The 21,346-nt window shown below is 40.8% G+C and carries 21 protein-coding genes and 1 pseudogene; 8 read left to right on the top strand and 14 right to left on the bottom strand.

Going from position 1 to position 21,346, the window contains the following annotated elements:
* Positions 1-232: 232 nt before the first annotated feature.
* The 6 genes from NJ959_RS05700 to NJ959_RS05675 all read left to right on the top strand — a co-directional run bounded on the left by NJ959_RS05700 (position 233) and on the right by NJ959_RS05675 (position 7,731).
* Positions 233-448 (top strand): YgiT-type zinc finger protein, encoded by a 216-nt coding sequence (locus NJ959_RS05700; protein ID WP_255699702.1) that lies wholly within the window; start codon positions 233-235, stop codon positions 446-448.
* Positions 449-717: 269 nt separating this feature from the next.
* Entirely contained in the window at positions 718-2,268 is a 1,551-nt protein-coding gene (locus NJ959_RS05695; protein ID WP_373693606.1) for an ATP-binding protein, read from the top strand.
* Positions 2,269-2,563: 295 nt separating this feature from the next.
* A complete protein-coding gene (locus tag NJ959_RS05690; RefSeq protein ID WP_254010789.1) occupies positions 2,564-4,261 on the top strand; it encodes an AIPR family protein in 1,698 nt (565 codons plus the stop codon).
* Positions 4,262-4,648: 387 nt separating this feature from the next.
* Positions 4,649-4,936, top strand: coding sequence for a type II toxin-antitoxin system Phd/YefM family antitoxin (locus NJ959_RS05685; RefSeq protein WP_254010788.1), 288 nt, complete (start codon positions 4,649-4,651; stop codon positions 4,934-4,936).
* A gap of 77 nt (positions 4,937-5,013) precedes the next feature.
* Positions 5,014-5,967, top strand: a complete 954-nt coding sequence (locus tag NJ959_RS05680; RefSeq protein ID WP_254010787.1) for a Fic family protein — start codon at positions 5,014-5,016, stop codon at positions 5,965-5,967.
* Between the two features lie 408 nt (positions 5,968-6,375).
* Positions 6,376-7,731 carry a Sll1247 family protein gene (locus NJ959_RS05675; RefSeq protein ID WP_254010786.1) on the top strand — a complete coding sequence of 452 codons (1,356 nt, stop codon included), beginning with the start codon at positions 6,376-6,378 and terminating at the stop codon, positions 7,729-7,731.
* Positions 7,732-7,824: 93 nt separating this feature from the next.
* Here the strand turns inward: NJ959_RS05675 and NJ959_RS05670 are convergent, their stop codons facing one another.
* Positions 7,825-9,168 (bottom strand): glycosyltransferase family 4 protein, encoded by a 1,344-nt coding sequence (locus NJ959_RS05670; RefSeq protein ID WP_254010785.1) that lies wholly within the window; start codon positions 9,166-9,168, stop codon positions 7,825-7,827.
* 261 nt (positions 9,169-9,429) lie between these two features.
* On the opposite strand from NJ959_RS05670, the gene NJ959_RS05665 reads away from it, so the two are divergent.
* Both NJ959_RS05665 and NJ959_RS05660 read left to right on the top strand, forming a co-directional pair.
* Positions 9,430-10,185, top strand: a complete 756-nt coding sequence (locus tag NJ959_RS05665) for an SDR family NAD(P)-dependent oxidoreductase (RefSeq protein ID WP_254010784.1) — start codon at positions 9,430-9,432, stop codon at positions 10,183-10,185.
* Positions 10,186-10,260: 75 nt separating this feature from the next.
* On the top strand, positions 10,261-10,536 hold the full coding sequence (locus NJ959_RS05660) for a class I SAM-dependent methyltransferase (protein ID WP_254010783.1): 276 nt from the start codon (positions 10,261-10,263) through the stop codon (positions 10,534-10,536).
* A 327-nt stretch (positions 10,537-10,863) separates the two neighbouring features.
* Here the strand turns inward: NJ959_RS05660 and NJ959_RS05655 are convergent, their stop codons facing one another.
* The 13 genes and pseudogenes from NJ959_RS05655 to dxs all read right to left on the bottom strand — a co-directional run bounded on the left by NJ959_RS05655 (position 10,864) and on the right by dxs (position 21,214).
* Entirely contained in the window at positions 10,864-12,144 is a 1,281-nt protein-coding gene (locus NJ959_RS05655; protein WP_254010782.1) for an MFS transporter, read from the bottom strand.
* Positions 12,141-12,620 carry a 6-carboxytetrahydropterin synthase QueD gene (gene queD / locus NJ959_RS05650; protein ID WP_254010781.1) on the bottom strand — a complete coding sequence of 160 codons (480 nt, stop codon included), beginning with the start codon at positions 12,618-12,620 and terminating at the stop codon, positions 12,141-12,143. The genes NJ959_RS05655 and queD overlap by 4 nt, the downstream gene beginning before the upstream one ends.
* The gene (locus NJ959_RS05645) at positions 12,617-13,243 is read right to left on the bottom strand and encodes a 7-carboxy-7-deazaguanine synthase QueE (RefSeq protein WP_254010780.1); all 627 of its coding nucleotides are present in this window, start codon (positions 13,241-13,243) and stop codon (positions 12,617-12,619) included. The genes queD and NJ959_RS05645 overlap by 4 nt, the downstream gene beginning before the upstream one ends.
* Before the next feature lie 206 nt (positions 13,244-13,449).
* On the bottom strand, positions 13,450-14,151 hold the full coding sequence (locus NJ959_RS05640) for an HAD family hydrolase (RefSeq protein WP_254010779.1): 702 nt from the start codon (positions 14,149-14,151) through the stop codon (positions 13,450-13,452).
* 109 nt (positions 14,152-14,260) lie between these two features.
* Positions 14,261-14,770, bottom strand: a complete 510-nt coding sequence (locus tag NJ959_RS05635; RefSeq protein WP_254010778.1) for an NUDIX hydrolase — start codon at positions 14,768-14,770, stop codon at positions 14,261-14,263.
* Between the two features lie 63 nt (positions 14,771-14,833).
* Positions 14,834-15,169 (bottom strand): hypothetical protein, encoded by a 336-nt coding sequence (locus tag NJ959_RS05630; RefSeq protein WP_254010777.1) that lies wholly within the window; start codon positions 15,167-15,169, stop codon positions 14,834-14,836.
* Positions 15,153-15,881 carry an IMP dehydrogenase gene (locus NJ959_RS05625; RefSeq protein ID WP_254010776.1) on the bottom strand — a complete coding sequence of 243 codons (729 nt, stop codon included), beginning with the start codon at positions 15,879-15,881 and terminating at the stop codon, positions 15,153-15,155. The genes NJ959_RS05630 and NJ959_RS05625 overlap by 17 nt, the downstream gene beginning before the upstream one ends.
* A 69-nt stretch (positions 15,882-15,950) precedes the next feature.
* The gene (locus NJ959_RS05620; RefSeq protein WP_254010775.1) at positions 15,951-16,646 is read right to left on the bottom strand and encodes a carbonic anhydrase; all 696 of its coding nucleotides are present in this window, start codon (positions 16,644-16,646) and stop codon (positions 15,951-15,953) included.
* Positions 16,647-16,852: 206 nt separating this feature from the next.
* Positions 16,853-17,014, bottom strand: a pseudogene (locus tag NJ959_RS05615) (type II toxin-antitoxin system HicA family toxin); the annotation flags it as partial.
* Positions 17,014-17,235 carry a type II toxin-antitoxin system HicB family antitoxin gene (locus NJ959_RS05610; protein ID WP_373693607.1) on the bottom strand — a complete coding sequence of 74 codons (222 nt, stop codon included), beginning with the start codon at positions 17,233-17,235 and terminating at the stop codon, positions 17,014-17,016. The pseudogene NJ959_RS05615 and the gene NJ959_RS05610, both read right to left, overlap by 1 nt.
* A gap of 128 nt (positions 17,236-17,363) precedes the next feature.
* Positions 17,364-18,413: an S-methyl-5-thioribose-1-phosphate isomerase gene (gene mtnA / locus NJ959_RS05605; protein WP_254010772.1), complete on the bottom strand. Its 1,050-nt coding sequence runs from the start codon at positions 18,411-18,413 to the stop codon at positions 17,364-17,366.
* A gap of 67 nt (positions 18,414-18,480) precedes the next feature.
* Positions 18,481-18,996, bottom strand: coding sequence for a DUF29 family protein (locus NJ959_RS05600; RefSeq protein ID WP_254010771.1), 516 nt, complete (start codon positions 18,994-18,996; stop codon positions 18,481-18,483).
* A 310-nt stretch (positions 18,997-19,306) separates the two neighbouring features.
* Entirely contained in the window at positions 19,307-21,214 is a 1,908-nt protein-coding gene (gene dxs, locus NJ959_RS05595) for a 1-deoxy-D-xylulose-5-phosphate synthase (protein WP_254010770.1), read from the bottom strand.
* Positions 21,215-21,346 lie beyond the last annotated feature (132 nt).

The raw sequence follows: 21,346 nt of genomic DNA, 5'->3' as shown, positions 1-21,346 counted from the left end.
CGTTATCTCGCAAACGCTGTCTCACCTTGGAAATGGTTCGGAATCTCGATCGAGCTTGACCTACAGAAAATTGGTAGAATAAATAGATATGCTTCGATCTAATTGGGTAAATAGAAATTGGCTGATGACATCTTGGAGCAGGTACGAGAAGCGGCAAGTAAGCGCTTATTGTTTCTACATATCTGCCCGATCCCAGCCAATGGACACCGGATTTTAGAGGGAGACTGTAAGAATGGAATGCTTGTGCTGTAGAGCTAAAATGCGACGCGGAACCGCCCCATTCACGATCGATCGAAATGGTTATCGTGTGTCATGGGACAACATTCCAGCGTGGGTTTGCGATCAATGTGGCGAGGTTTTATTTGAAGCCCGCGAAGTTGATTTGATCCAGGAAGCATTAGTCGGTTTAGATCGAGAGACTGCGACGTTAGTTGGTCAGTTATCGTAGTAGCTATATAACAATCGCGCTGCACTGGAACGTTCTAATATGGTCGGTTAATGGCAAAGGTTATCTACCTCCGGCGATCGCGAACTTTATCTCACAAACGCTGTCTGACTTTGGAGATGATTCGGAAGCTCGATCGATAATTAATAATTCCGCCTAAGATTCTCAATTCGACCCGATGAGTCGGTACAAACCCCACTTAACAACAACAGAACCCCATTCCAACAACAGTAAAGTAAACTGAGAGCAGCCCCATTCGCCCCAATTGACCTATGCCACGTTGGTTCAATACCGCAGGCCCGTGCCGCGATGACATTCACTATATGTTGCCAGCAACCCGTCGCCTCCCGAATTTAGAGCGACTCATTGCCCAGCAAAACTATTTTGTCATCCACGCACCCCGACAAATTGGTAAAACCACGGCAATGCTGGCTTTGGCCAAGCAACTCACTGACAGCGGACAGTACACTGCGATCGTTGTTTCAGTAGAGTTAGGTTCGCCCTTTAATGACAATCCACAACAAGCCCAAGCAGCAATCTTAAGTTCTTGGCGAAGTGAGGCGCGAGTCTATTTGCCACCGGAGCTCCAGCCACCACCAAAACAAGAAATGGAGGTGGGACAAGGAATTGAAGAAACCTTGCGGCAATGGGCACAAACTTCACCTCGCCCTTTAGCAATCTTCATCGATGAAATTGATTCGCTCCAAAATGAAGTATTGCTGTCGGTTTTGCGTCAGTTACGCAATGGTTATCCCTCTCGTCCTCGTGCGTTTCCGCAATCGGTGGGCTTAATCGGTTTGCGCGATGTTCGCGATTACAAAGTGGCTGCGGGTGGTAGCGATCGCCTGAATACATCCAGTCCGTTTAATATTAAAGTGCGATCGATTACGCTCAGAAATTTTAATGCCTCAGAAGTCGCAGAACTCTACGGGCAACATACCCAAGATACCGGACAAGTTTTTACACCTGAATCCGTAGCCTTAGCTTTTGAATTAACACAAGGACAACCTTGGTTAGTGAATGCTTTAGCCAAAGAAATCGTCGAAGAATTAGTTATTGATGAATCTATAGAAATTACACCAGAACATATTTTAGAAGCTAAAGAAATTATCATCAAACGCCAGGATACGCATTTAGATAGCTTGGCTGAACGACTCAGAGAAAACCGAGTCAAAGCAATTATCGAACCGATACTAGCCGGACAAGAATTGCCAGAATCTTCTAATGACGATCGCCAATATCTGGTCGATTTGGGCTTGCTCAAACGCGATCCAGCCGGGGGTTTAGTCATTGCTAATCCGATTTATCGAGAAGTGTTGCCACGAGTTTTGGCGCAAGGCCCGCAAGATAGTTTACCGACGATCAGTCCGAGTTGGTTGAACGATCGCGGTGAACTGATGACCGAAGCACTCCTGCAAGCGTTTCTCGGCTTTTGGCTGCAACATGGTGAACCCTTACTCAAGAGTGCGTCTTACCCTGAAATTGCGCCGCATTTGGTGCTGATGGCGTTTCTGCATCGGGTGATTAATGGTGGGGGAACTTTGGAACGGGAATATGCGATCGGGCGAGACAGGATGGATTTATGTTTACGTTATGGTGAGGTCACATTAGGCATTGAACTGAAGGTTTGGCGGACTCGGAAAGTCGATCCGTTGAGTAAAGGGTTGGAACAGTTAGATGGATATTTGGCTCGATTGGGACAAGATGAGGGGTGGTTGGTTATATTCGATCGACGCGAGAATGCGCTCGAATTAGAAGAACGGCTGAAAACTGAAATTCAGGTTAGCCCAATGGGTCGGTTAATTACAGTGATTCGTGCGTGAAAATGTAATCTAAAATATAATAAAGATAGCTTTTTTCGGTACGACGGCTCATATGTTTGAATCGAATCGTGCGGCGAACTCGATCGAGGAAAGAAGATTTCGATGGGGAGTAATAACGGGTTGACATACATCGTCAATCTGCGGTATTATACGGCTATACTCAGTATTGTACCGCAACTGCGATATAATTATAAGTTATGTCTCCTGAATTTAGCGACTATTCTAACTACCCCCCTATCCTCTCAATCTTGTTTGATACTATACTGAAACTGTCAGCAAGATATAGACAATACTTATGCAAGAATCAGAACTTGATTACTCAAATTTATCTTCCTTGTTGTTACCCTATACAAAGAAGAAAAGAAGTATCAGTAGATCATTTCTAAATTGGTTTTTAGAAAATATCTTTGGAATGGATGATACGTCTGCTGACGATGTAATCTGTGATGGACATCAAGACAAAGGCATAGATGCACTATACGTTGATGAATTAAATGAAGAAATTATAGTTTTTCAATCTAAAACTGTTGAAAGTGCAAATAAGACCATTGGTGATACAAGTTTAAAAGAGTTTGCAGGAACTCTTAACCAGCTTTCAACCCTTGAAAATATTAAGCTTATAGAGAAGGGTAATGCTAATGAAATGCTTAAAAAGCTTGTAGCAGATCTCAAGTTAAAAACCAAGATAGAAAATGGATTTATTGTAAAAGGTGTCTTTATAACTAATGCATCAGCCGATCAAAATGCGGAAGAATATTTAGCTTCTAACGAGAGTATTAAGCTTTTTGACAAGAAAAAGATAGTAGAAGTACATATAGACTTTGAGAAACAAGGTGGAGTTAATGATGAATTTGTTTTTGACTGTTCTCACGTAACCCCTCTAAACTTTTCTACTCTGGATAAGATAGCAGAGGTATGGGTATTTACCGCTTTTGCCAGCGATTTAGTGAAAATGTCTGGAATTGAGGATGCTTCTTTATTTCAACAAAATGTACGGCTGGCTTTAGGCTCAACAAAAGTCAACAAAGCAATTAAAAAAAGCATCTTAGATCCGAATGAACATGTTAAGTTTCAGTTATATCACAATGGGATTACCATAATTTGTGATTTCGCCAAGCATGAAAATGACAAAATCACTATAGGTAAGTATGTTGTAGTAAATGGTGCTCAAAGCATTAGTACTCTCTATAACCAAAGGAAAAACATTACTGAAAATTTAAAGATACTTACAAAGATAATAAAGCTTAATACCGACGATGTAGGTCTTGTAAAAAAAATTACGACTAATAGCAACAATCAGAATGCTATCAAGCCTAGAGATCTCCAATCGAATCAGACCATACAGCAAAGGCTAAAGAAAGAATTTGAAAGTATTGATGGTTATGAATTTGCAGTGAAGAGGGGAGAAAGGTTGGGTGAAGGCAAAGTAATAAGCAACGAAGATGCTGGAAGAATGCTATTAACATTTGATCTGAATGAACCTTGGAACTCTCACCAGAAGTCACAGATTTTTGATGAGTATTATTCAAAAATATTTGGAAGACCAGCAGTTAATGCCAAAAGAATAATTCTTACATATGAAATTTTGTGTGTTGTTGAGCAAACATTAGACCAAATTGATCACAAACAATATGCTTACTATTCTGCAACAAAATATTTTTTACTATATGTTATTTCTAAGATTATGCAAGATGATGATGTTGGCAAAGCTATATACACAAATAAATTAAACATTGTGTCAAATAGTAATGATATAAGTGAGTTTAAGAGAATAATAGCTGATATCCTTAGCAGCAATATTATTGTTGATCTAAACTACTTTTTGAAGGACGAAAACAATGCTGCCTTTGATTACAAAAAGGTTTCTAAAAACACAACTCAGTTGCAAAGTCTATCTATGGAACTCTTGAAAGATTACGAAAAAGATCTAAAACGCGGAAAAGCTAGAAGTATATCTGAACAATGGAAAGTGTATAAGCGTGGGAGTTCATAAGTCATTTTGCTATATTTTCAATACTTAAAAGTTCATTCGGGTCTTAGGCTAAAGTTAGCTCCTGATGCTAAAGACATAACAAGCGGCTGCACGCGGAACGGAAGCAAACACTATTAGTTTTGATTCGAGGTTCAAGTCTGTCCGGTGAGCCGCCAGCCGTTATGCCGCAAACGCTGTCTCACCTTGGAAATGGTTCGGAATCTCGATCGAGTTTGACCTACAGAAAATTGGTAGAATCAATAGAGATGCTCGATCGCGCAAGGTCGGAGAACGATCGCCTGATTCGTGGATTTTGTCAGGAGTTGGGGATTGAGGTGCTTTTATAATCTAAGCAATAAAAATATTATTTTGCTAAATTGTTAACAACACTCAAAAAAAGTGAACACCATGCTTAACCTCTCCCATAGCCGTCCTCTGAACCAATTTCAACAGGAAGCTCCTGAGTTGCTTCATCAGTTTGAAATAGATAAAACACCAATCGTAATTACCATTAATGGTAAAGCGGTTGCTGTGCTTCAGGATGCGGAAAGTTATGAAAAACTACTGAATCGGTTAGAACTTCTTGAAACTCTTGCAGGTATTCGTCAAAGCTTAGGGGAATTCGATCGAGGCGAAGGGGTTTCTATTCATCAAGCTTTTGAAGAGCTTCAAAAAAAATATGACCTACCGAGTTGAGATATCTCCTACTGCTATTCATGACATAGAAAATATATTTTTGTGGCTCAATTTTATATAAGAAGAAATTTGGAGGAATGTTTTCAAAGATGGAGACTCAACTATACGAGAAATTCATTCAAAAGCTAATTCTTTTAGGTCAACAAAAAGAATTTTCATTAACCTCTTCGATCGACAACTATTTAATGATGAATTATCGGCTTAAATTAGAACGAATCGATAAACTAAAAGCTTGGCTAGATGGGTTTAGACCGTTCGATTCCACCCTCGTCACCGAACTCAAAAAGCTCTATGATGTTCGCTTTACTTATAACTCAAATGCCATTGAGGGTAATACTTTAACCCAAAGTGAAACGGAATTAGTTTTAACGAAGGGCATTACTGTGGGAGGCAAAACCCTTGACGAACATTTAGAAGTTATTGGGCATAAGGAGGCGATCGATTATATTGAAAGTTTAGCCCAAAAAGATACGGAGATTAATGAATGGGAAATCAAACAAATTCACAATCTTATTCTCCGCAAAATTAACCCGGAGGAAGCAGGTAGTTATCGCACTCTGGATGTGATGGCGGCAGGAACGAATTATCGTTATCCTCCCCATTATTTCTTGTCTCAATTAATGGGAGATTTTGCGATCTGGCTGAATTCTGAATCTGCCTTAAATCTCCATCCAGTTGAATATGCTACTATGGCTCATTATCGTTTTGTTTCTATCCATCCTTTTCGCGATGGGAATGGTCGAAGCGCTAGATTATTAATGAATTTACTCTTAATCCGTGCTGGCTATCCTATCGTGGTGATTAATAACCAAATCCGCAATGATTATATTAATGCTTTAGCCTACGGGCAACAAAACCAAGATGATTTAAGCCAGCTTTTTGCATTGATTTTTGATGCTACGATTAGTTCGCTTGTGGAAGTTTTAAGGTTATTGGTGACTGCAAGTAGCAGCAGGGGAAAGGGACAGGCTTTTTATCAGGAGATTACTGATTTTCTCGATCGTAGCGGTGGTTTAGGGGATGGGGAATAGGTAATGGGTAGGATGTTAAACAAAAATGTTCCTGTGTTGTGGTTTCTGAGTTTAAGGGTGATTAGAAATCGAACTCAGAAGTAGCTTGAGTTGGGATTTCGGGTTTCACTCTAGTGCCCCCCCTTCTCCTAACAGCCTTGGCGACTGCTGTTCTAAACTTTTACCGATCGAGCATCCATATTGTAATCTGTAACTACACGAGGAGCGCAGCGCTATAGTTTAGCTTAACTGCCGAGAAGACCTCCGCCATACCGTTGCGGTTAGCGGGGGATAATGTTAAGCTACGGTTAAAGGATATTAAATGTCCTTAGCCCACAGTCCAGATAAATAACTGTATCAACACAATGTCCGATTAATTTGTTAATATTACACCTTTACTTCAGGGCGTAACTGTCCAAGAGGATGTTCATGGTAAGGGATGTTCTATCAAAAAGTCCTCCAAATAACTCCCCCAGCAAGCTCAACAAGCTAGGGGTAGATATTCAGGAAGCACAAGAAAGCATCTATCAGTTTTTGCTGGATATTGTTAAGGAAAAGTCTCCAGCAGCAGTTTTGCAGGAATTTAGATATTCGTTTATCGATTATAACGCTGCTACTGGTAATCCAGAGATAATTAAAGCCATATCAGAACTAATTTTTGCGAATAATGAAAAAGAATTCAGGGATACAATTAAGCGAGCTTGCTACATTCTAATTAATAACTGGTATGTTTCCAGGAATCATGCCAGCATTCAAGAATTAGTTGAGCTTTTCGTTGAAGTTAGGAGTCCGCAACGCACCCTATCCCCAACTCTGACTCGGCAAAGAACATGGTTGTGGAACTTTATCAACGGATCAGAATATAATGAATTAAAATTATTTGTCTCCAGATACGCAGAAAAAGAACATTGGAGTAATCGTTACCAATCCTATCTATTAGTACCCCAATATACTAACCTTAATAATCCGGTAGAACAACGAGAAGCTGCGAGGGCGCTTTCCTTAAAACTGAAAGAACAGTTTAAGTTAGAATTAGCGATGTACACGGCGCGATTGCAATCAGCTATTCACAAAGAGAGAATTAGCAATAATCCCACAGCTCTGGGCGATAATGTTCTCAATTTTATTAAAAAGATTGTCGCTAAAAATGGCATTTTTAACTATGAACATTTAGCCCATCTGTTTATGGAGCAAAGCAAGACCATTAATTATCGGCATTTCAAATATTGTTTGCCCAAATACTTGGTCTTTTCCTTAGCAAATAACACTATCTGTAATACCTTAGAGGACAAGCTAACAGAAAAATTGGTAGATCTTTATGTAGATTATCATGAAGAACCACTAGATGATGCCTTACTCCTCAGAACCTGCAATCGATTGATTGATTATTTTACTACTGAAGATAGAAATAAACCTTCCGAAATATTTATTTGGTTAATGTCTCAAGGTCATCATATTCCTTTGGCAATCTTACTGCTCAAAATTATTCTGATTTGTCCCAATGCTCGCAATCATCTGGAGACTTCTGTCGCTAAGTTAATTGAATACTATGTGAATTATCCGGAAGAGGATTGTAAGTGGGTGATTATGTTTTTTGAAGTCTTCAAGATTGCCTTTGCTATTTATGCAGATGATGTTCAATACAATTTAATTAAGATGGATGGGGATAATCCAGATAAATTTTCCGATTTGGATTTGGACGCTTATCGAGTTTTTTCTCAACTCCGTCCAACTGATAGTGCTAAATCGGAACTAGAAAAGGTGTTACCGACGCACGGAAATTGAAGCCATGAAACACGGCGCAGGCTGGGGCTAGAACAGCTTCTAATGATACTTTGTTGGTGGAGGAGTTGAAGCAGTTTACAATTAATAGAATTCCTAAGATGGAAGATTCCCTATCCGTTCATCTATTGTTTTTCCCCGATCTACTATTTTTAAAATACAGTCAGCAATATTCTTCGGGTAATTGTATTTGCGTTGCAATGTTTCCTTACCCTTCATCAAGAACTTTTTCCGCTCCTCAAAGGACATATTTACAGCACGAGTGAGAGTTTGAGCAAATTGACTGGTGTTTTCAACATCCACTAAAAAACCATCTTCACCATGAACAGTTGATTCCTTCAAACCATCGACTTGCGAGCAAACTAGAACCGGTCCATTTTCATCACACGCATCTCTAACGTCTAAGGGAATCATCCCAAAAGGTTCCGCCAGAGATGGGATCGCAACGGCTTTCACCTTTGGCGATCGGAAAATTGCTTTCAGTTCCTCCAGGGAAATATAATTATTAATAACTTTGCCACGAACTTGCAGCTCTTCAAATAGTTTGATAATCTCCGAGTAAGTTCCTTCAGTTTGAGAAGTTGCCAAACTTGTCACCATAAGCACCAGTTCCGCTGTATGGTCTTTTTGAGATTCAGCAAACGCCTTGACTAAGTACTCAAAACCTTTGTATTTTGCCGCCCTACCCCCCGCAAAGACAAGATCGCAATCGGATGGTAATCCATATTTTTTAATAATCTCTTGAGGATTATATCTAGTTTTATTTTCAACTAAAGGCAAGCCATTAATTAAAGGAACTAAACTCTCTAAAGATGCCTGATACTCGTTAATTAAATGATTTTTAATGAAATTATTACAATAGGCAACAAAACATTCTTTGTGGGTGTTGGCATCAAAGACAGCTTGCTTTTCCCAGTTATACCTAGTTTCATTGGTGTTTTTCTCATGAATCAATGCGGTACTATGGGGAATCCAAACAACAATGGGTTTATTGCCTTTGAAGTGAGATAATTGGCGAAACAGAAAAGAACTTACACCACAGTAGGGTGGATCGGTAGTAAATACAATATTTAATTCATGTTTTTGAAAGTAGTTGATGACGATATTTGCTGCCCCAACTGATGTGGCTTTCCACTGCTCAATATCAACATACATATCATCCCCTTCAGTGCCATTCAAGTGATAAAGAACATCTCCTGATAGCGATCTGCATATTTCTTCAGTTTCATGCAGTATTTCTGGACTATACCAGGAACATTCGGGATGATAGAATGGTGTCCCAGCATAGAACACTGTCTCAAAACCATGCTCTTGTAAATATTCAGCAACGACAGGCATTGAGTGAATAAATTGTTTGGTTATACTACCCACCCCACAACACCAAGTAGCAATGCCATCGTAAGAAAAGAGATAAATAGCAAGCCGTTTAGGTTGGTTCATGTCTAAATAATTACCTTCTGTTTGGTGTGACAATCTTTCTTTCTAGCTACATTTTGCACTGTATGGCGTAATACGTGACGATTACGCTATTTGGGTAGAAGTGCTGATACAATAGGCAAACCAAGCCATTGCCTTGCTACCCAAAATTGATGTACAAATGTGTAAACTTATAGTGAAAATAGCACAAAAAATAATCTATTCGGCAAAATATGATGTACGATTTACAAAATGATACAAAATAGTGCTTCAGAGAATTAGATTATGTCATTGTCTCTAAATGGGCATATTGCTTTAGTAACGGGAAGTTCTGCGGGATTGGGGAAAGCGATCGCTTTGAGATTAGCTGATTCAGGTGCTAAAGTTGCAATTAACTACCACAATCGCGTATCCCAGGCAGAAAATACGTTAGCAGAATTACAAGATTTAGGCTGTACAGCTATTTTGGTGCGCGGTGATGTCACGCAAGAAGAAGATGTGGCACAAATGTATGATGAGATCTCCTCACAACTGGGTGCAGTAGATATTTTAGTATTGAATGCGACAGGAAAACAAGCTGAACTCCCATTTGAAGAGTATACCTGGCAGGATTTCCAGACAATGCTCGACTTTTTTGTCAAGAGTCCTTATTTGCTGACTCGTGCTTGTTTACCCTCGATGAAGGAAAAACGATGGGGACGAATTATCAATATTAGTAGTGATGTTTGTTTTCGGGGAGTCAATAACTTTAGTGCTTACGTGACAGCCAAAAGTGGACAACTCGGGTTTACCCGCAGCATGGCAACAGAACTGGCTCCCTTTGGAATCACAGTAAACGCAGTTGCTCCGGGATGGATTCCTGTAGAACGCCATGAAAATGCATCTCAGGAAATCAAAGATAGTTACCTTACAAGTATCCCCATGCAGCATTGGGGAACTCCTCATGATATTGCTGAAGCCGTGCTTTACTTTGCCAGTCTTGAGTCTGGATTTACCACGGGACAGTATCTTTGTGTTAATGGTGGATTTACCTTGATGTAGTACCGTTATTTAGATAAGTTTATTGGCGAAATTCGAGAGCAAGTTGTAGGAAATGTATTAGAAATCGGCGGAGTCTTGCTAAATAAAGAAGTTTATCAGTTTCATAACGCCACTCGATATCAAACCCTCGATATTCTTGCAAGATCAGGAGTTACTTTGGTTGGAAATGCACATGATCCAAGCATAATCGAACCAGAATCTCTAGACACAGTAGTAATATTTAATGTCTTGGAACATTGTCGTGAGCCTTGGGTGGTTGTCAAAAATATTTACAGTTGGCTGAAAGTTGGCGGTCAATGTTTTGCTATGGTACCCAATGCCCAGAGATTACATGACGCTCCTGTAGATTAGTGGAGACCACTTCCTGATGGAATGAAACAGTTATTTCAAGATTTTTCCCAATAAAGGTTGTATCTTTACGGTAATCCTTTAACACTTATAGCCGGTTTTATGGGAATTTCAGCAGAAGAGTTATCGTCTGAGGAACTAGATGATTTTCACCCGGATTACACAGTAACAACTTGTATGGTAGCAAGGAAGTAATTCCTCCAATTTTTCTGATATTTAGATTATCAATATGATCCGTTGATGCCTTAGTGAATAACTGCTTTTTCAATCTCAGGAGGAAGTAGATACTGACGTTTTGTTTGCCGTAAAAATTTTTGGTTTAGCAGTATATCATTCTAGTGATTCTACTTCCAAATTCTCTTTCTTTACCTGCTCAATTATAAAGGTAACAATAACAAATACAGTCAACACATAGCCGGAAATAATATATACCAATCCATAGGCGGTATCAAGATCAAAATCCAAGTTTTGAATGAGTGGCTGAGTAAGAATTGGTGACAAAAACTGCCCGAGAAATGTTGATGCGGTTAGCCCTCCCACTGCACGTCCACGATAGGTAGCGGGTACAATAGCTGTTAGCCAAGAATCTAAATTGGGGATTAAAAACCCTGCACCTAGTCCGCATATTGTCAACCCCAATAGAACCAATCTGTAGTCGTTTACCAAGCCAACGATTTCATAACCAATACTCACAAGACCAAGGGATACAACAACCACAGTCATGTAATCTAGTCGCTCTTTTAGTTTGACAAACAATAAGGAACCGATAATGAAAAACAACGACATCGCCACAATTGCTATACTATTTTGCTTGGCATTAGCGCCAGTCATAGCTTGCAGGTAAAATGGCAAATGTACGGGAACTAGATATAACATCACTTCTCCCAACAGAGCCGTGAAATAAATAAATAGCAACAATTTCTTTGGTACACTCACCTCGATAGACTGGGATTTTGGTTGTTCATCACTGGGCTGATTTAGTGTCGTCTGGGCAGATTCTGTTGATGAAGATTGCGGCTTCTTCACCATTCCTTCTGGTTCCCTAATGACGAATAAAATCAGTGGCAATAGCAAAAAAGCAAGCAGATGGATCAGAAATGGATTCCGCCAATTATAATCAGCTAAAACACCACCAATCAGCAATGCAGTTACCGCACCAATACCAATAAATGCAGCTTGTAGTCCTAATAACTTCACTCTCGCCTGTCCAGAATAATAGTCACCAATTAATGTGATGACAGAGGTGGTAATCCCAGCCGTAGCCAAACCTAATAGGGCACGACTCACCAGAATTCCGAAGATGGAATGGATAAAGAACCCTAAAGTTCCAAATAAGCCAAATAGAATAATTGAAATAACTAGGATTAATTTTCGCCCTACATAATCAACTCCAATCCCGATTACTGGCGCTCCCAAAAGTATAAACAAAGAAGGGATCGCGATCACCAGTTTTACCCACAAGCCAACATTGTCTAAATCTGCAAAATGTTCTTGCATTGCTGGCAGAGCAGGTGTCAAGCTGGCTGCTGCGAATACAATTAGTGTACTTGATAAGAGCAAGGTTGATTTAACGATCAAGGCATCGGGATTGTATTTATTTTGACTGATCATAGGATAGTTGCTAAATTCATGCCCACGCCATCCTCACCTTGATGAGTGTTGAGTAAATTCAAACTTTCACTGGAATTCAACGAGCCAGCTATGCGTATTTTAGAATACAAGCAGATGGAGGTGCAGGTTTCATCAATTCTAACTGCCATTAACCCTTTTAATCCCGCTTCTTCCAATTTTTGATAGATCCAAGCGGCGATTTGCTCGCTGGTTGGTGATTCCAAACCCGTAGTTTCATTCAAATCATAATGATCTAAATAATTTTCGACTAGGGGTTGAAGATATTTCTTGATGTCTGAATAGTCAATCACCATGCCTTGTTTAGGACCTGTTTCCACCAAGGTATCACCCGCCACATAAACAACCCCACGCCAACTATGTCCATGCAACCGAGCACATTTTCCATCATGGTAAGGCAACTTATGCGCTGCTTCAAACCGGAATTCTTTAGCTATTAGCCACTGATGATTTGTCATTGTACTCCGATGTATTTATGTGTTTGCAAAGAAAGTCTATATTCCGGTCTCTGTTGTAGCATTTGCAAAATCAGAGACAGTGATTTTGATGAACTATTCCACTCAGGTTGTAGGTAAACCAATTGATGATTGTGAATCGATATATCTTCTTGATAAAACTGTATTTCTGTACCAGTTTCTATCACGATCTTGATTTCATTAGCTCGGCTCCAAAACTGTTTTTGTACTGGGTATTTAGGGTTAATATGTTGCTTTGGTGATAAGGTAATCCAAGCTTCTGGAGAAATTTCTTTCCAGAACGCTCCTGAAGTTTCAATACTAACCTGTTTGCCTGCGGTTAGCAAAGCTTGAACCAATTCAGGTAAATGCTTCTGAATGAATGGTTCTCCACCACTGATTACCACTCTGGGAGATTTGAGTTCTCCTAAAAGTTCATGGATTGAACGTTCCACTCGCGGTAAATTTGCTCCACCATCAGCGTAACCTGTATCGCACCAAGGACAGCCCACTGGACAACCAGACAAGCGGATAAAGTCTACCAATGCTCCAGTCCAGTATCCTTCACCCTGAACCGTACTTTGAAAAGTTTCGTGAATTGGTAGCTTGATGTCTAAAATCGACATTTCTCAACCCCTGTTCAAATTTTAGAATATTGCATGATTCAATCGATCGCGAATGTTTAAATACTCAAGATGCCTGATCACTGTACCATAGAAAAGCACTGTAGGTAAGAAGACAAGATTAAATCTTTTTTCAATATATAAGCTGGAATAAATAGAGCCTCGAATCCCTAAAATACTGGCTCAGGAGTCGTTCGATCGCCAAAGTTTTAAACTTGATGCAGTAAACTCAGAAGTTGTGGTAGCTCTTGAAAAGATTCTAACTGCCAGAAACGATCCGATGGTATATCCTCATTGGCGATCGTCTCCACATGAGAAGTGACATGATAGGGTATATATACGGCGCTACCACCAATCTCCAGGATTGGCAAAATGTCAGACCGCATGGAATTACCAACCATCATGAAAGATGAAGGCATGATCTCGTGTTTGTGGAAAATCTTTTTATAAGTATGCTTATTCTTTTCGGGAACGATTTCAATTATAGAAAACAGTTCAGCTAAACCGGAAAGCTCTACCTTATTCATTTGGTGCATTAAATCACCTTTACTAATCAGCAGCAGATTGTAGGAATCTATTAATTCTTCTAAAGTAGATCTAACATCAGGGAGTAGCTCAAGCGGGGCTTCTAGCATCTCCTTACCCGAATTAATAATATCTTGAATTTTGGCTTGAGGAATCTGTCCCCCTGAAATCTCTAGGGCTGTTTCGATCATTGATAAAATGAAACCTGTGATTCCGTAACCAAATAGGGGCAAGTTAGACCTCTCTATCTTGGATAATTCTTGGAGGATAACTTCTTCATCAGCATAAGGCTTTAACATTTTGTAAAGCAATGCCTGTGTATCCTGAAAAATTATCTCATTATGCCACAATGTATCGTCACCATCGAAAGCAATCGTTTCAAACATACCTTCTTCACCCTCTATCAAGTTTTTTCGTAATGAATAAATAACACTATGTGACTTATTCAATTTCTCAGTCTACAGCATTTATAAAACCGGCTTTGTCCATGGATTGCTAGACCAAAGTTTCTGCCTTGAAAACCGTGGTAGTTTCAGCTCCCCATGCCGGATGTTCAGTCACTTTGTTAAGCGACAAAGTATCATCATAATGAAATGTGGCTTGGTAAATTGGTAGGTTAAGATCTAGCACTTTCGGCAAGAATATGCAATCTGCCTCTGGCATATACAAATCGACAAGGTTGGCTAAGGGATACCATTTTAGAATCCCTTCACTTTCATCAGAAATCAGCGTTCCGCTAAAGCGAGTTACGACATAGATAAATATCATCCACTGCCAATCTGGGCGGGCAGAAGTTTCGGTAACAACCCCCCTGAGTTGTGGATTTTGGGCAGATAAACCCGTTTCTTCCAACAGTTCCCGAACAGCACATTGGTAAGGGGATTCTCCAGGTTCAATCTTACCGCCCGGAGCGATCCAGTATCCGATAAATGGTTCTTTTTTTCTTTGTGCGAGTAGAACTTGGTCATTTTCCACACAGTAAACTAGAGTCGTTAACTTGGGCATTCCAATCATTGCTGTATAACCTCCTTGATCGGGTTAGTAATCTCATGTACCGATCTGATATTGTTAATATTCAGTCCACTGATATTCAATCGTGCGGTTGACGACTATCCCTAATCGTTCACCTTGACGTTTACCACGTTTGATGTATGGTTCTGTATGGACTTCAAAATCAAATATCGAAAGCTCTTTTAAGGCAGATTTTATATTTTGAGCGACCACAACTATTTTCGTTCTTTTGTCGAAATTCAGAGTTGCATGGAGGATTTCTGAAGACGGAATTGGTGTTTCAACCAGCGTCAAAAACTCTCCAAATGCACCATGAGGACAACTGACATCGTTGACTTCAAAACCCAGATTAATTAAATGCTGGAAAATCAAAAATTCATTCTGGAGAGACATTAAAGTCAATCCACGAATTTTTTTGTGCAACGAGATTTCGATAGTCGGGATGAACTTGGATATTTTGCGTCTGAATATGTGGTTTGTTTTCCGCTTGTCCCGCCGCTGTAACTTGAATAAAACGAGCTTGCTCCCAAAATTCTGGAATTGACAGACTACCAGAGTAGCTCATGCCTGAACGCAATCCACCTATAAGTTGGGTAAGTACTTCTGCCACTGATCCTTTGTACTCAAATGTTGCATCTACTCCTTCTGCTACATACTCCTTGACTTCATCTTCTGTAACTTCTTCATTCCTAATTTGCTTGAGGGTTAGTTCTACACCTAAACTGGGAAAACCAGTGGAAATTTTGTAGAGATGTCCATCTCTTTCTACTAACTGAGCCGCACTTTCATCTGTTCCTGCCAACATACTTCCCAACATCACTGTTGACGATCCGGCAGCTATTGCTTTAGCAATATCTCCAGAAGTACGGATACCACCATCGGCAATAATTGGGATACCTTGTTTACGTGCTTCAGTAGCGCATTCAATAATTGCAGTCAATTGGGGAACTCCAGCACCAGCAACTAGCCGAGTTGTACAAACCGCACCAGGACCAATACCTACTTTGATGGCATCAGCACCCGCCTCAATTAGGTCTAATACCGCTTCTGCTGTAGCGACATTGCCACCGATGATATCAATATCAGGATAAAGTGACAAAATCACAGATAAATACAGCGGTTAAAACAGCCTAGTTTTGTTAGACAGTTTTAACCCCATTCCTTTGTTTAATTCTCAGCTATTTTTGCTATAAGAACCCTTATAAATCCGCTCTTGCTGTTCCTTCGATAGCCATGCAATTCTACCAAACTGAGTGTTTGGCGGTAAAAATTGACCTTGGAGGGCGTTATATTCCAAAACCTCTCCCGTTTCAATTTCATATACCCAAGCATGAAGGTGCATTTTACCAGCTTTGAGTCGAGATTGGACTACTGGGTAAGTGCGGAGATTTTCTAACTGAGTGAGAACATTTTCCTGAATCGAAGCATTAAGCAAATCTTCACCTTCGTATCCCTGATAATGTTCCTTCATAATCCGGCGAGTCGCTTCAGCATGTTTAAGCCATTGATAAACTGCTGGCATCTCATCTTCCAGCTTTTCAATCTTTAACAATCCCTTCATCGCCCCGCAGTGGGAATGCCCGCAGACTATAATTTCCTCAATCCCTAACGCATGAACCGCATACTCAACCGCAGCCCCTTCCCCACCATTTGTGGCCCCATAAGGTGGGATAATATTACCCGCATTGCGGATAATAAACATTTCACCAGGTTCAGTTTGGGTAATCAGATTGGGATCAATTCTAGAGTCGGAACAAGTGATAAAAAGGAATTTGGGATGCTGCCCCTGAGACAGCAACTCAAATAGTTCCCGGTGAGTGTTGAAGTATGTGGTTTGAAATTCATGCAAACCTTGAATCAACCGTTTCATGTGTTAGTCTTCTTTTCGCTGAAGGGAATATTCTCTATCATTTCATAAATTGACGTACTCCCCCAACGAAAAGTACGAGTAAACTACCCACACTGAGCTGACGCTATAGTCTGGGCTATTGGTAGCCTTTGAGTTATTGCACAAGATAACAACTCAGAACCTAAGTGGCTAGTTTACACTCAGCCCCAATAAGGCAATCATCCACTTTTAATATTCGAGTGATTCGGCATAACCAGTGGTGTCACTGTCCCATCTTTATTTTCGCGTCGCATGACAATATGCTCCCTTTCGCGAACAATCTCGAAGCCTAACAACTCAAAGGTTCTAATAACTCGATTCTTTGGGACATCAATTGGAAATTTTGGCATCAAACTGCGACCCCCGCTTCAGCAATGAATACCTCGACAGAGGGGGTATCCTCTAGCATTTCCTTGCCAAATATCTCTACATAACAAGCAATCGCAGATTTCACATTTGATAAAGCTTCTTCATAGGTGTCTCCCTGCCCAACTATCGCACCTATAATACCGATTGGGTAAGCAACATATCCATCGGAGTGCTTCTCTATCACAATCTTGAACTGTTTCATGGATTCCTCTTTTGGCTCTAAAATCCCCCACTCCCCACTCCCCGGAATAGTTCTCAATTTTGAGTTCTCAGTTTTGAATTAAAACTCAAAAATCAAAACTCAATACTCTCTTCCCCACTCCCCAACTCCTAAAATTGCAACTTGTGCAAACTATCAGGAGGTACTACACCCTTCTCAGTAATAATTCCCGCAATTAATTCTGCCGGAGTAACATCAAAAGCAGGATTATAAAACTCCACTCCAGGGGGACAAATTACCGTCTCTCCTACTTGATAGATTTCCGACGGATGACGTTCTTCAATGGGAATTTCCATACCCGTAGCTAATTCAAAATCAATCGTAGATAAAGGCGCTGCGACAAAGAAGGGAATCTTGTGTGCTTTGGCAACTAAGGCTACACTATAAGTACCAATTTTATTAGCTGTATCTCCATTCGCCGCAATCCGATCCGCACCAACAACTACTGCATCAATTAGTCCTCGATTCATACAGTGGGCTGCCATATTATCGGTAATTAAAGTTACGGGTATCCCTTCTTGTACGCATTCCCAAGATGTTAGTTTAGCACCTTGCAAACGAGGACGAGTTTCACAAGCGTAAACTCGCGCTAGTCGCCCCGCCCGCCAGGTTGAACGGACTACACCCAAAGCTGTACCATATCCTGCGGTAGCTAGTGCCCCAGCATTGCAGTATGTTAGTAAACATAACTTATCGGGATTTGCTGGTAAAGCCTCTAAACCGCGATCGCCAATTGCATGACAGGTTTGTAAGTCTTCTAGCTGAATCGCCTTTGCCGTTTCCAGTAATGCTTCCTTAATCTCAGCTACGGAGCCAATAGTTTCACTGGCTGCTTTCAGTATACGTGCGATCGCCCAAAATAAGTTTACCGCTGTCGGACGAGTTTGTCGCAATAGCTGCGCTACTTTTTCCAATTCCTGAAAGAAGGTTTCGCTATCTTCAGTTTCAATATCTCGCGCCCCCAGATACATTCCGTAAGCAGCAGCCACTCCAATTGCAGGTGCGCCTCGGACTATCATGGTTGTAATCGCCGTTGCCATATCCTCACAGCACTTGATTTCAACTACGGCGTATTTATTCGGCAATTGGGTTTGGTCAACTAGCATCACGCGATCGTCTTGCCAAACAATGGGGTAAACTTGGTTTGTGGGTGAAGTCATAGAGGTTCGTAGTAATTCAACTTAATCTTATTTTGAAATTAGCACTTATTTTCACAAGTTTATCTCATTACTTCCCTTCTAGCCAACCTTCACCACCTGGTAATTGAATTAAGTGAGTATCGATGCCATCTGGCAAATCTTCTTCCTCATATTCGTAAGTGAGAAGTAATAAGTCTATTGCTATTTCAATCAGGTGGTTTTTATCTAGTCTTCCTTTTAACTGATATGGAGTCAATCTCCCTCCCTCTACTTCTACACTTGCTGGGCGAATTGCTGCTTCAAAAGCTTTGACCAATAAAGGTTGCCATTCATCTCGTTCGATATAGTATGATGTCTTATTATCTTTGATATTGAGTTTTTTTATTTGCAGGATAGAATCGGAAATTGACGCTACCCAAGAGTTAGTTAAACGTAATTCAATTTGGTTCTTAATTAAATGAACCAGGAGCCGGACTAAAAAGGATTCGATATTATGCAGTATCGCTTTTTTACTCATTCCCTCTAGTTCATCGACTATTGTCAAAGCATCTGCGTAGCGCCCTTCTATAATGCTGATTCTGAGGTCTATTAATTCTTGAGTCATAATTATTTTAATATAAAAAATGATTTTAACCTGACAGGCAAGATGCCTCTTCTACGTTTTTACTTTTAGATTCCCCTAAATCAACGGCCAAAATTAGGTGTAGGGGCGAAGCCTTTGGGCGATAACTTATCGGTAAAACCAAATGTTTTCTATCCAAATGCTTCGCCCTCCTGGTCCAGGTGGGCAGCAAATTTCCCATCAGTTGTGAGGAGGGAGCAGGGGAGAAAAACCCACTATCAATGAAACTGGAGAGAAACTTCTGCCGCGCCCTCCTAGGGTAAATAAAATACGCCCTAGGGGGGATACTGAATTAACGAACACCCACAGGTTGCTTGGCAAAAAATGCAGCTAATACCTGTTCCGCCATTTGGGAACTAGTTAAACCCAAATCCGCTTTGGATTCTTCTGGCGTAGCATGATCTACTAATTTGTCCGGTACACCAAAACGCTTGACAGGAACAACAACATTATTGTCTAGCAAAGCTTCCGCTACCGCTGAACCAAAACCACCCATTAAACAGCCTTCCTCCAAAGTAACTACTTTACCAATCCGTTGGGCTAAAGGCAAAATTAATTCAGTATCGAGGGGCTTAACAAAACGGGCGTTTATTACTGTAGCTTCAACCCCATGTTCGCTGAGAATTTCTGCTACCTGCATGGCGGGATAAACCATTGTCCCATATCCCAATAATAAAACATCATCCCCACTTCGGAGGATTTCACCTTTACCTATTGGTAAAGATTCCCATCCTTCTTCCATTAGGGGAACACCATGTCCATTACCCCGTGGGAAGCGCATGGAAATAGGACCATCAGTATAGTCAATCCCAGTTACGATCATTCGTTGCAATTCTGCTTCATCTTTGGGAGCCATTACTACCATATTGGGAAGGCAGCGGAGATAGGCAATATCATACATGCCTTGGTGAGTCGGACCATCTGCACCCACGATACCAGCGCGATCCAGACAGAAAAATACTGGTAAGTTTTGGATGCAAACATCATGAATTATTTGGTCGTATGCTCGTTGGAGGAAGGTGGAATAAATTGCTACTACCGGACGCATTCCTTCGCAAGCTAAACCTCCTGCCATAGTCACGGCATGTTGTTCGGCAATACCGACATCTATATATTGTTTCGGTAGTTTAGCTTGGAGTTTATCTAAACCAGTTCCGGTTGCCATTGCTGCGGTAATCCCGACTATTTTAGGATTATTTTCGGCAAGTTTGACTAGAGTATGGGTAAAGACTTTGGCGTAGGCGGGGGGTTTAGGTTTATTGGAGGGAATCGCTTTCCCTGTGACTAAATCAAAGGGATTTTGAGCATGATAGCCTACTTGGTCTTTTTCTGCGATCGCATATCCTTTCCCTTTCGTCGTCACCACATGAACTAAGACTGGTCCTTCATAAGTATGTGCTGCTTTGAAGGTAGAAATCAAGTCTTCTAAATTATGACCATCAACTGGTCCCATATAAGTAAAGCCAAGTTCTTCAAAAACTGCCCCTACTTTTGGTACTGCCAAACGTTTCATCCCCTCTTTCATCCGCTGTAATTCTGGGGATAGAGACTCACCAAAGAAGGGAAGATGTTTAAATTGTTCTTCCAAATTATCGGCTAAGAATTGCACGGGGGCACTGAGGCGGACTTTATTCAAGGAACGAGAAATCGCCCCCACATTAGGCGAAATTGACATATCATTGTCATTCAGTACCACCAACAATCTGGTATGAGGCAAATGTCCAGCATGGTTAATTGCTTCCAAAGCCATCCCGCCAGTCAATGCGCCATCGCCAATTACTGCTACTGATTTGAAGTTTTCCCCTTTGAGGTCCCGCGCTAGTGCCATCCCCAAGGCAGCGGAAATACTCGTCGAAGCATGTCCAGCACCAAAATGGTCGAATTTATTTTCGCAGCGCTTCAGATAGCCCGCAATGCCATCCTTTTGCCGTAGGGTGTTGAATTGATGGTAGCGTCCCGTAATCATCTTGTGGGGATAAGCCTGGTGTCCCACATCCCAGATTACCTTGTCTCGATCTAAGTCGAGAGTCTGATATAACCCGATGGTTAATTCCACCACTCCTAACCCAGGTCCTAGATGCCCACCACTCTTGGCTATTGTTTGCAGATGCTTTTCCCGGATTTGACGGGCAATTTCTTCGAGTTGACGAATCGACAAGCCGTGGAGTTGGTTGGGATGAGTAATTTCGCTTATGTGCATACTGTCGTACTCTTTAAATTGCTCTTAGATTTTATCTATCCTTTAACAGTCTCAAGTATCTAACACTTTATTGAGCCATAAGGTAGATAGCTTAACAAAACTGGCTCTTTTACACATCTGACTCTGACGACG

This window comes from Limnofasciculus baicalensis BBK-W-15, assembly GCF_024178385.1.
GTDB classification, from domain to species: Bacteria; Cyanobacteriota; Cyanobacteriia; order Cyanobacteriales; family Coleofasciculaceae; genus Limnofasciculus; species Limnofasciculus baicalensis.
The sequence above is the reverse complement of the archived record's forward strand: the minus strand, read 5'-3'. Positions and strand labels throughout refer to the sequence as shown.

Coding starts and splice junctions, on each gene's coding strand:
- NJ959_RS05675 (WP_254010786.1), top strand. CDS start 6,376: ATGGTAAGGGATGTTCTATCAAAAAGTCCTCCAAATAACTCCCCCAGC.
- mtnA (WP_254010772.1), bottom strand. CDS start 18,413: ATGACTTCACCCACAAACCAAGTTTACCCCATTGTTTGGCAAGACGAT.
- NJ959_RS05665 (WP_254010784.1), top strand. CDS start 9,430: ATGTCATTGTCTCTAAATGGGCATATTGCTTTAGTAACGGGAAGTTCT.
- NJ959_RS05640 (WP_254010779.1), bottom strand. CDS start 14,151: ATGTTTGAAACGATTGCTTTCGATGGTGACGATACATTGTGGCATAAT.
- NJ959_RS05680 (WP_254010787.1), top strand. CDS start 5,014: ATGTTTTCAAAGATGGAGACTCAACTATACGAGAAATTCATTCAAAAG.
- dxs (WP_254010770.1), bottom strand. CDS start 21,214: ATGCACATAAGCGAAATTACTCATCCCAACCAACTCCACGGCTTGTCG.
- queD (WP_254010781.1), bottom strand. CDS start 12,620: ATGACAAATCATCAGTGGCTAATAGCTAAAGAATTCCGGTTTGAAGCA.
- NJ959_RS05655 (WP_254010782.1), bottom strand. CDS start 12,144: ATGATCAGTCAAAATAAATACAATCCCGATGCCTTGATCGTTAAATCA.
- NJ959_RS05700 (WP_255699702.1), top strand. CDS start 233: ATGGAATGCTTGTGCTGTAGAGCTAAAATGCGACGCGGAACCGCCCCA.
- NJ959_RS05690 (WP_254010789.1), top strand. CDS start 2,564: ATGCAAGAATCAGAACTTGATTACTCAAATTTATCTTCCTTGTTGTTA.
- NJ959_RS05620 (WP_254010775.1), bottom strand. CDS start 16,646: ATGAAACGGTTGATTCAAGGTTTGCATGAATTTCAAACCACATACTTC.
- NJ959_RS05670 (WP_254010785.1), bottom strand. CDS start 9,168: ATGAACCAACCTAAACGGCTTGCTATTTATCTCTTTTCTTACGATGGC.
- NJ959_RS05685 (WP_254010788.1), top strand. CDS start 4,649: ATGCTTAACCTCTCCCATAGCCGTCCTCTGAACCAATTTCAACAGGAA.
- NJ959_RS05630 (WP_254010777.1), bottom strand. CDS start 15,169: ATGTCTCTCCAGAATGAATTTTTGATTTTCCAGCATTTAATTAATCTG.
- NJ959_RS05610 (WP_373693607.1), bottom strand. CDS start 17,235: ATGAAACAGTTCAAGATTGTGATAGAGAAGCACTCCGATGGATATGTT.
- NJ959_RS05600 (WP_254010771.1), bottom strand. CDS start 18,996: ATGACTCAAGAATTAATAGACCTCAGAATCAGCATTATAGAAGGGCGC.
- NJ959_RS05695 (WP_373693606.1), top strand. CDS start 718: ATGCCACGTTGGTTCAATACCGCAGGCCCGTGCCGCGATGACATTCAC.
- NJ959_RS05645 (WP_254010780.1), bottom strand. CDS start 13,243: ATGTCGATTTTAGACATCAAGCTACCAATTCACGAAACTTTTCAAAGT.
- NJ959_RS05635 (WP_254010778.1), bottom strand. CDS start 14,770: ATGCCCAAGTTAACGACTCTAGTTTACTGTGTGGAAAATGACCAAGTT.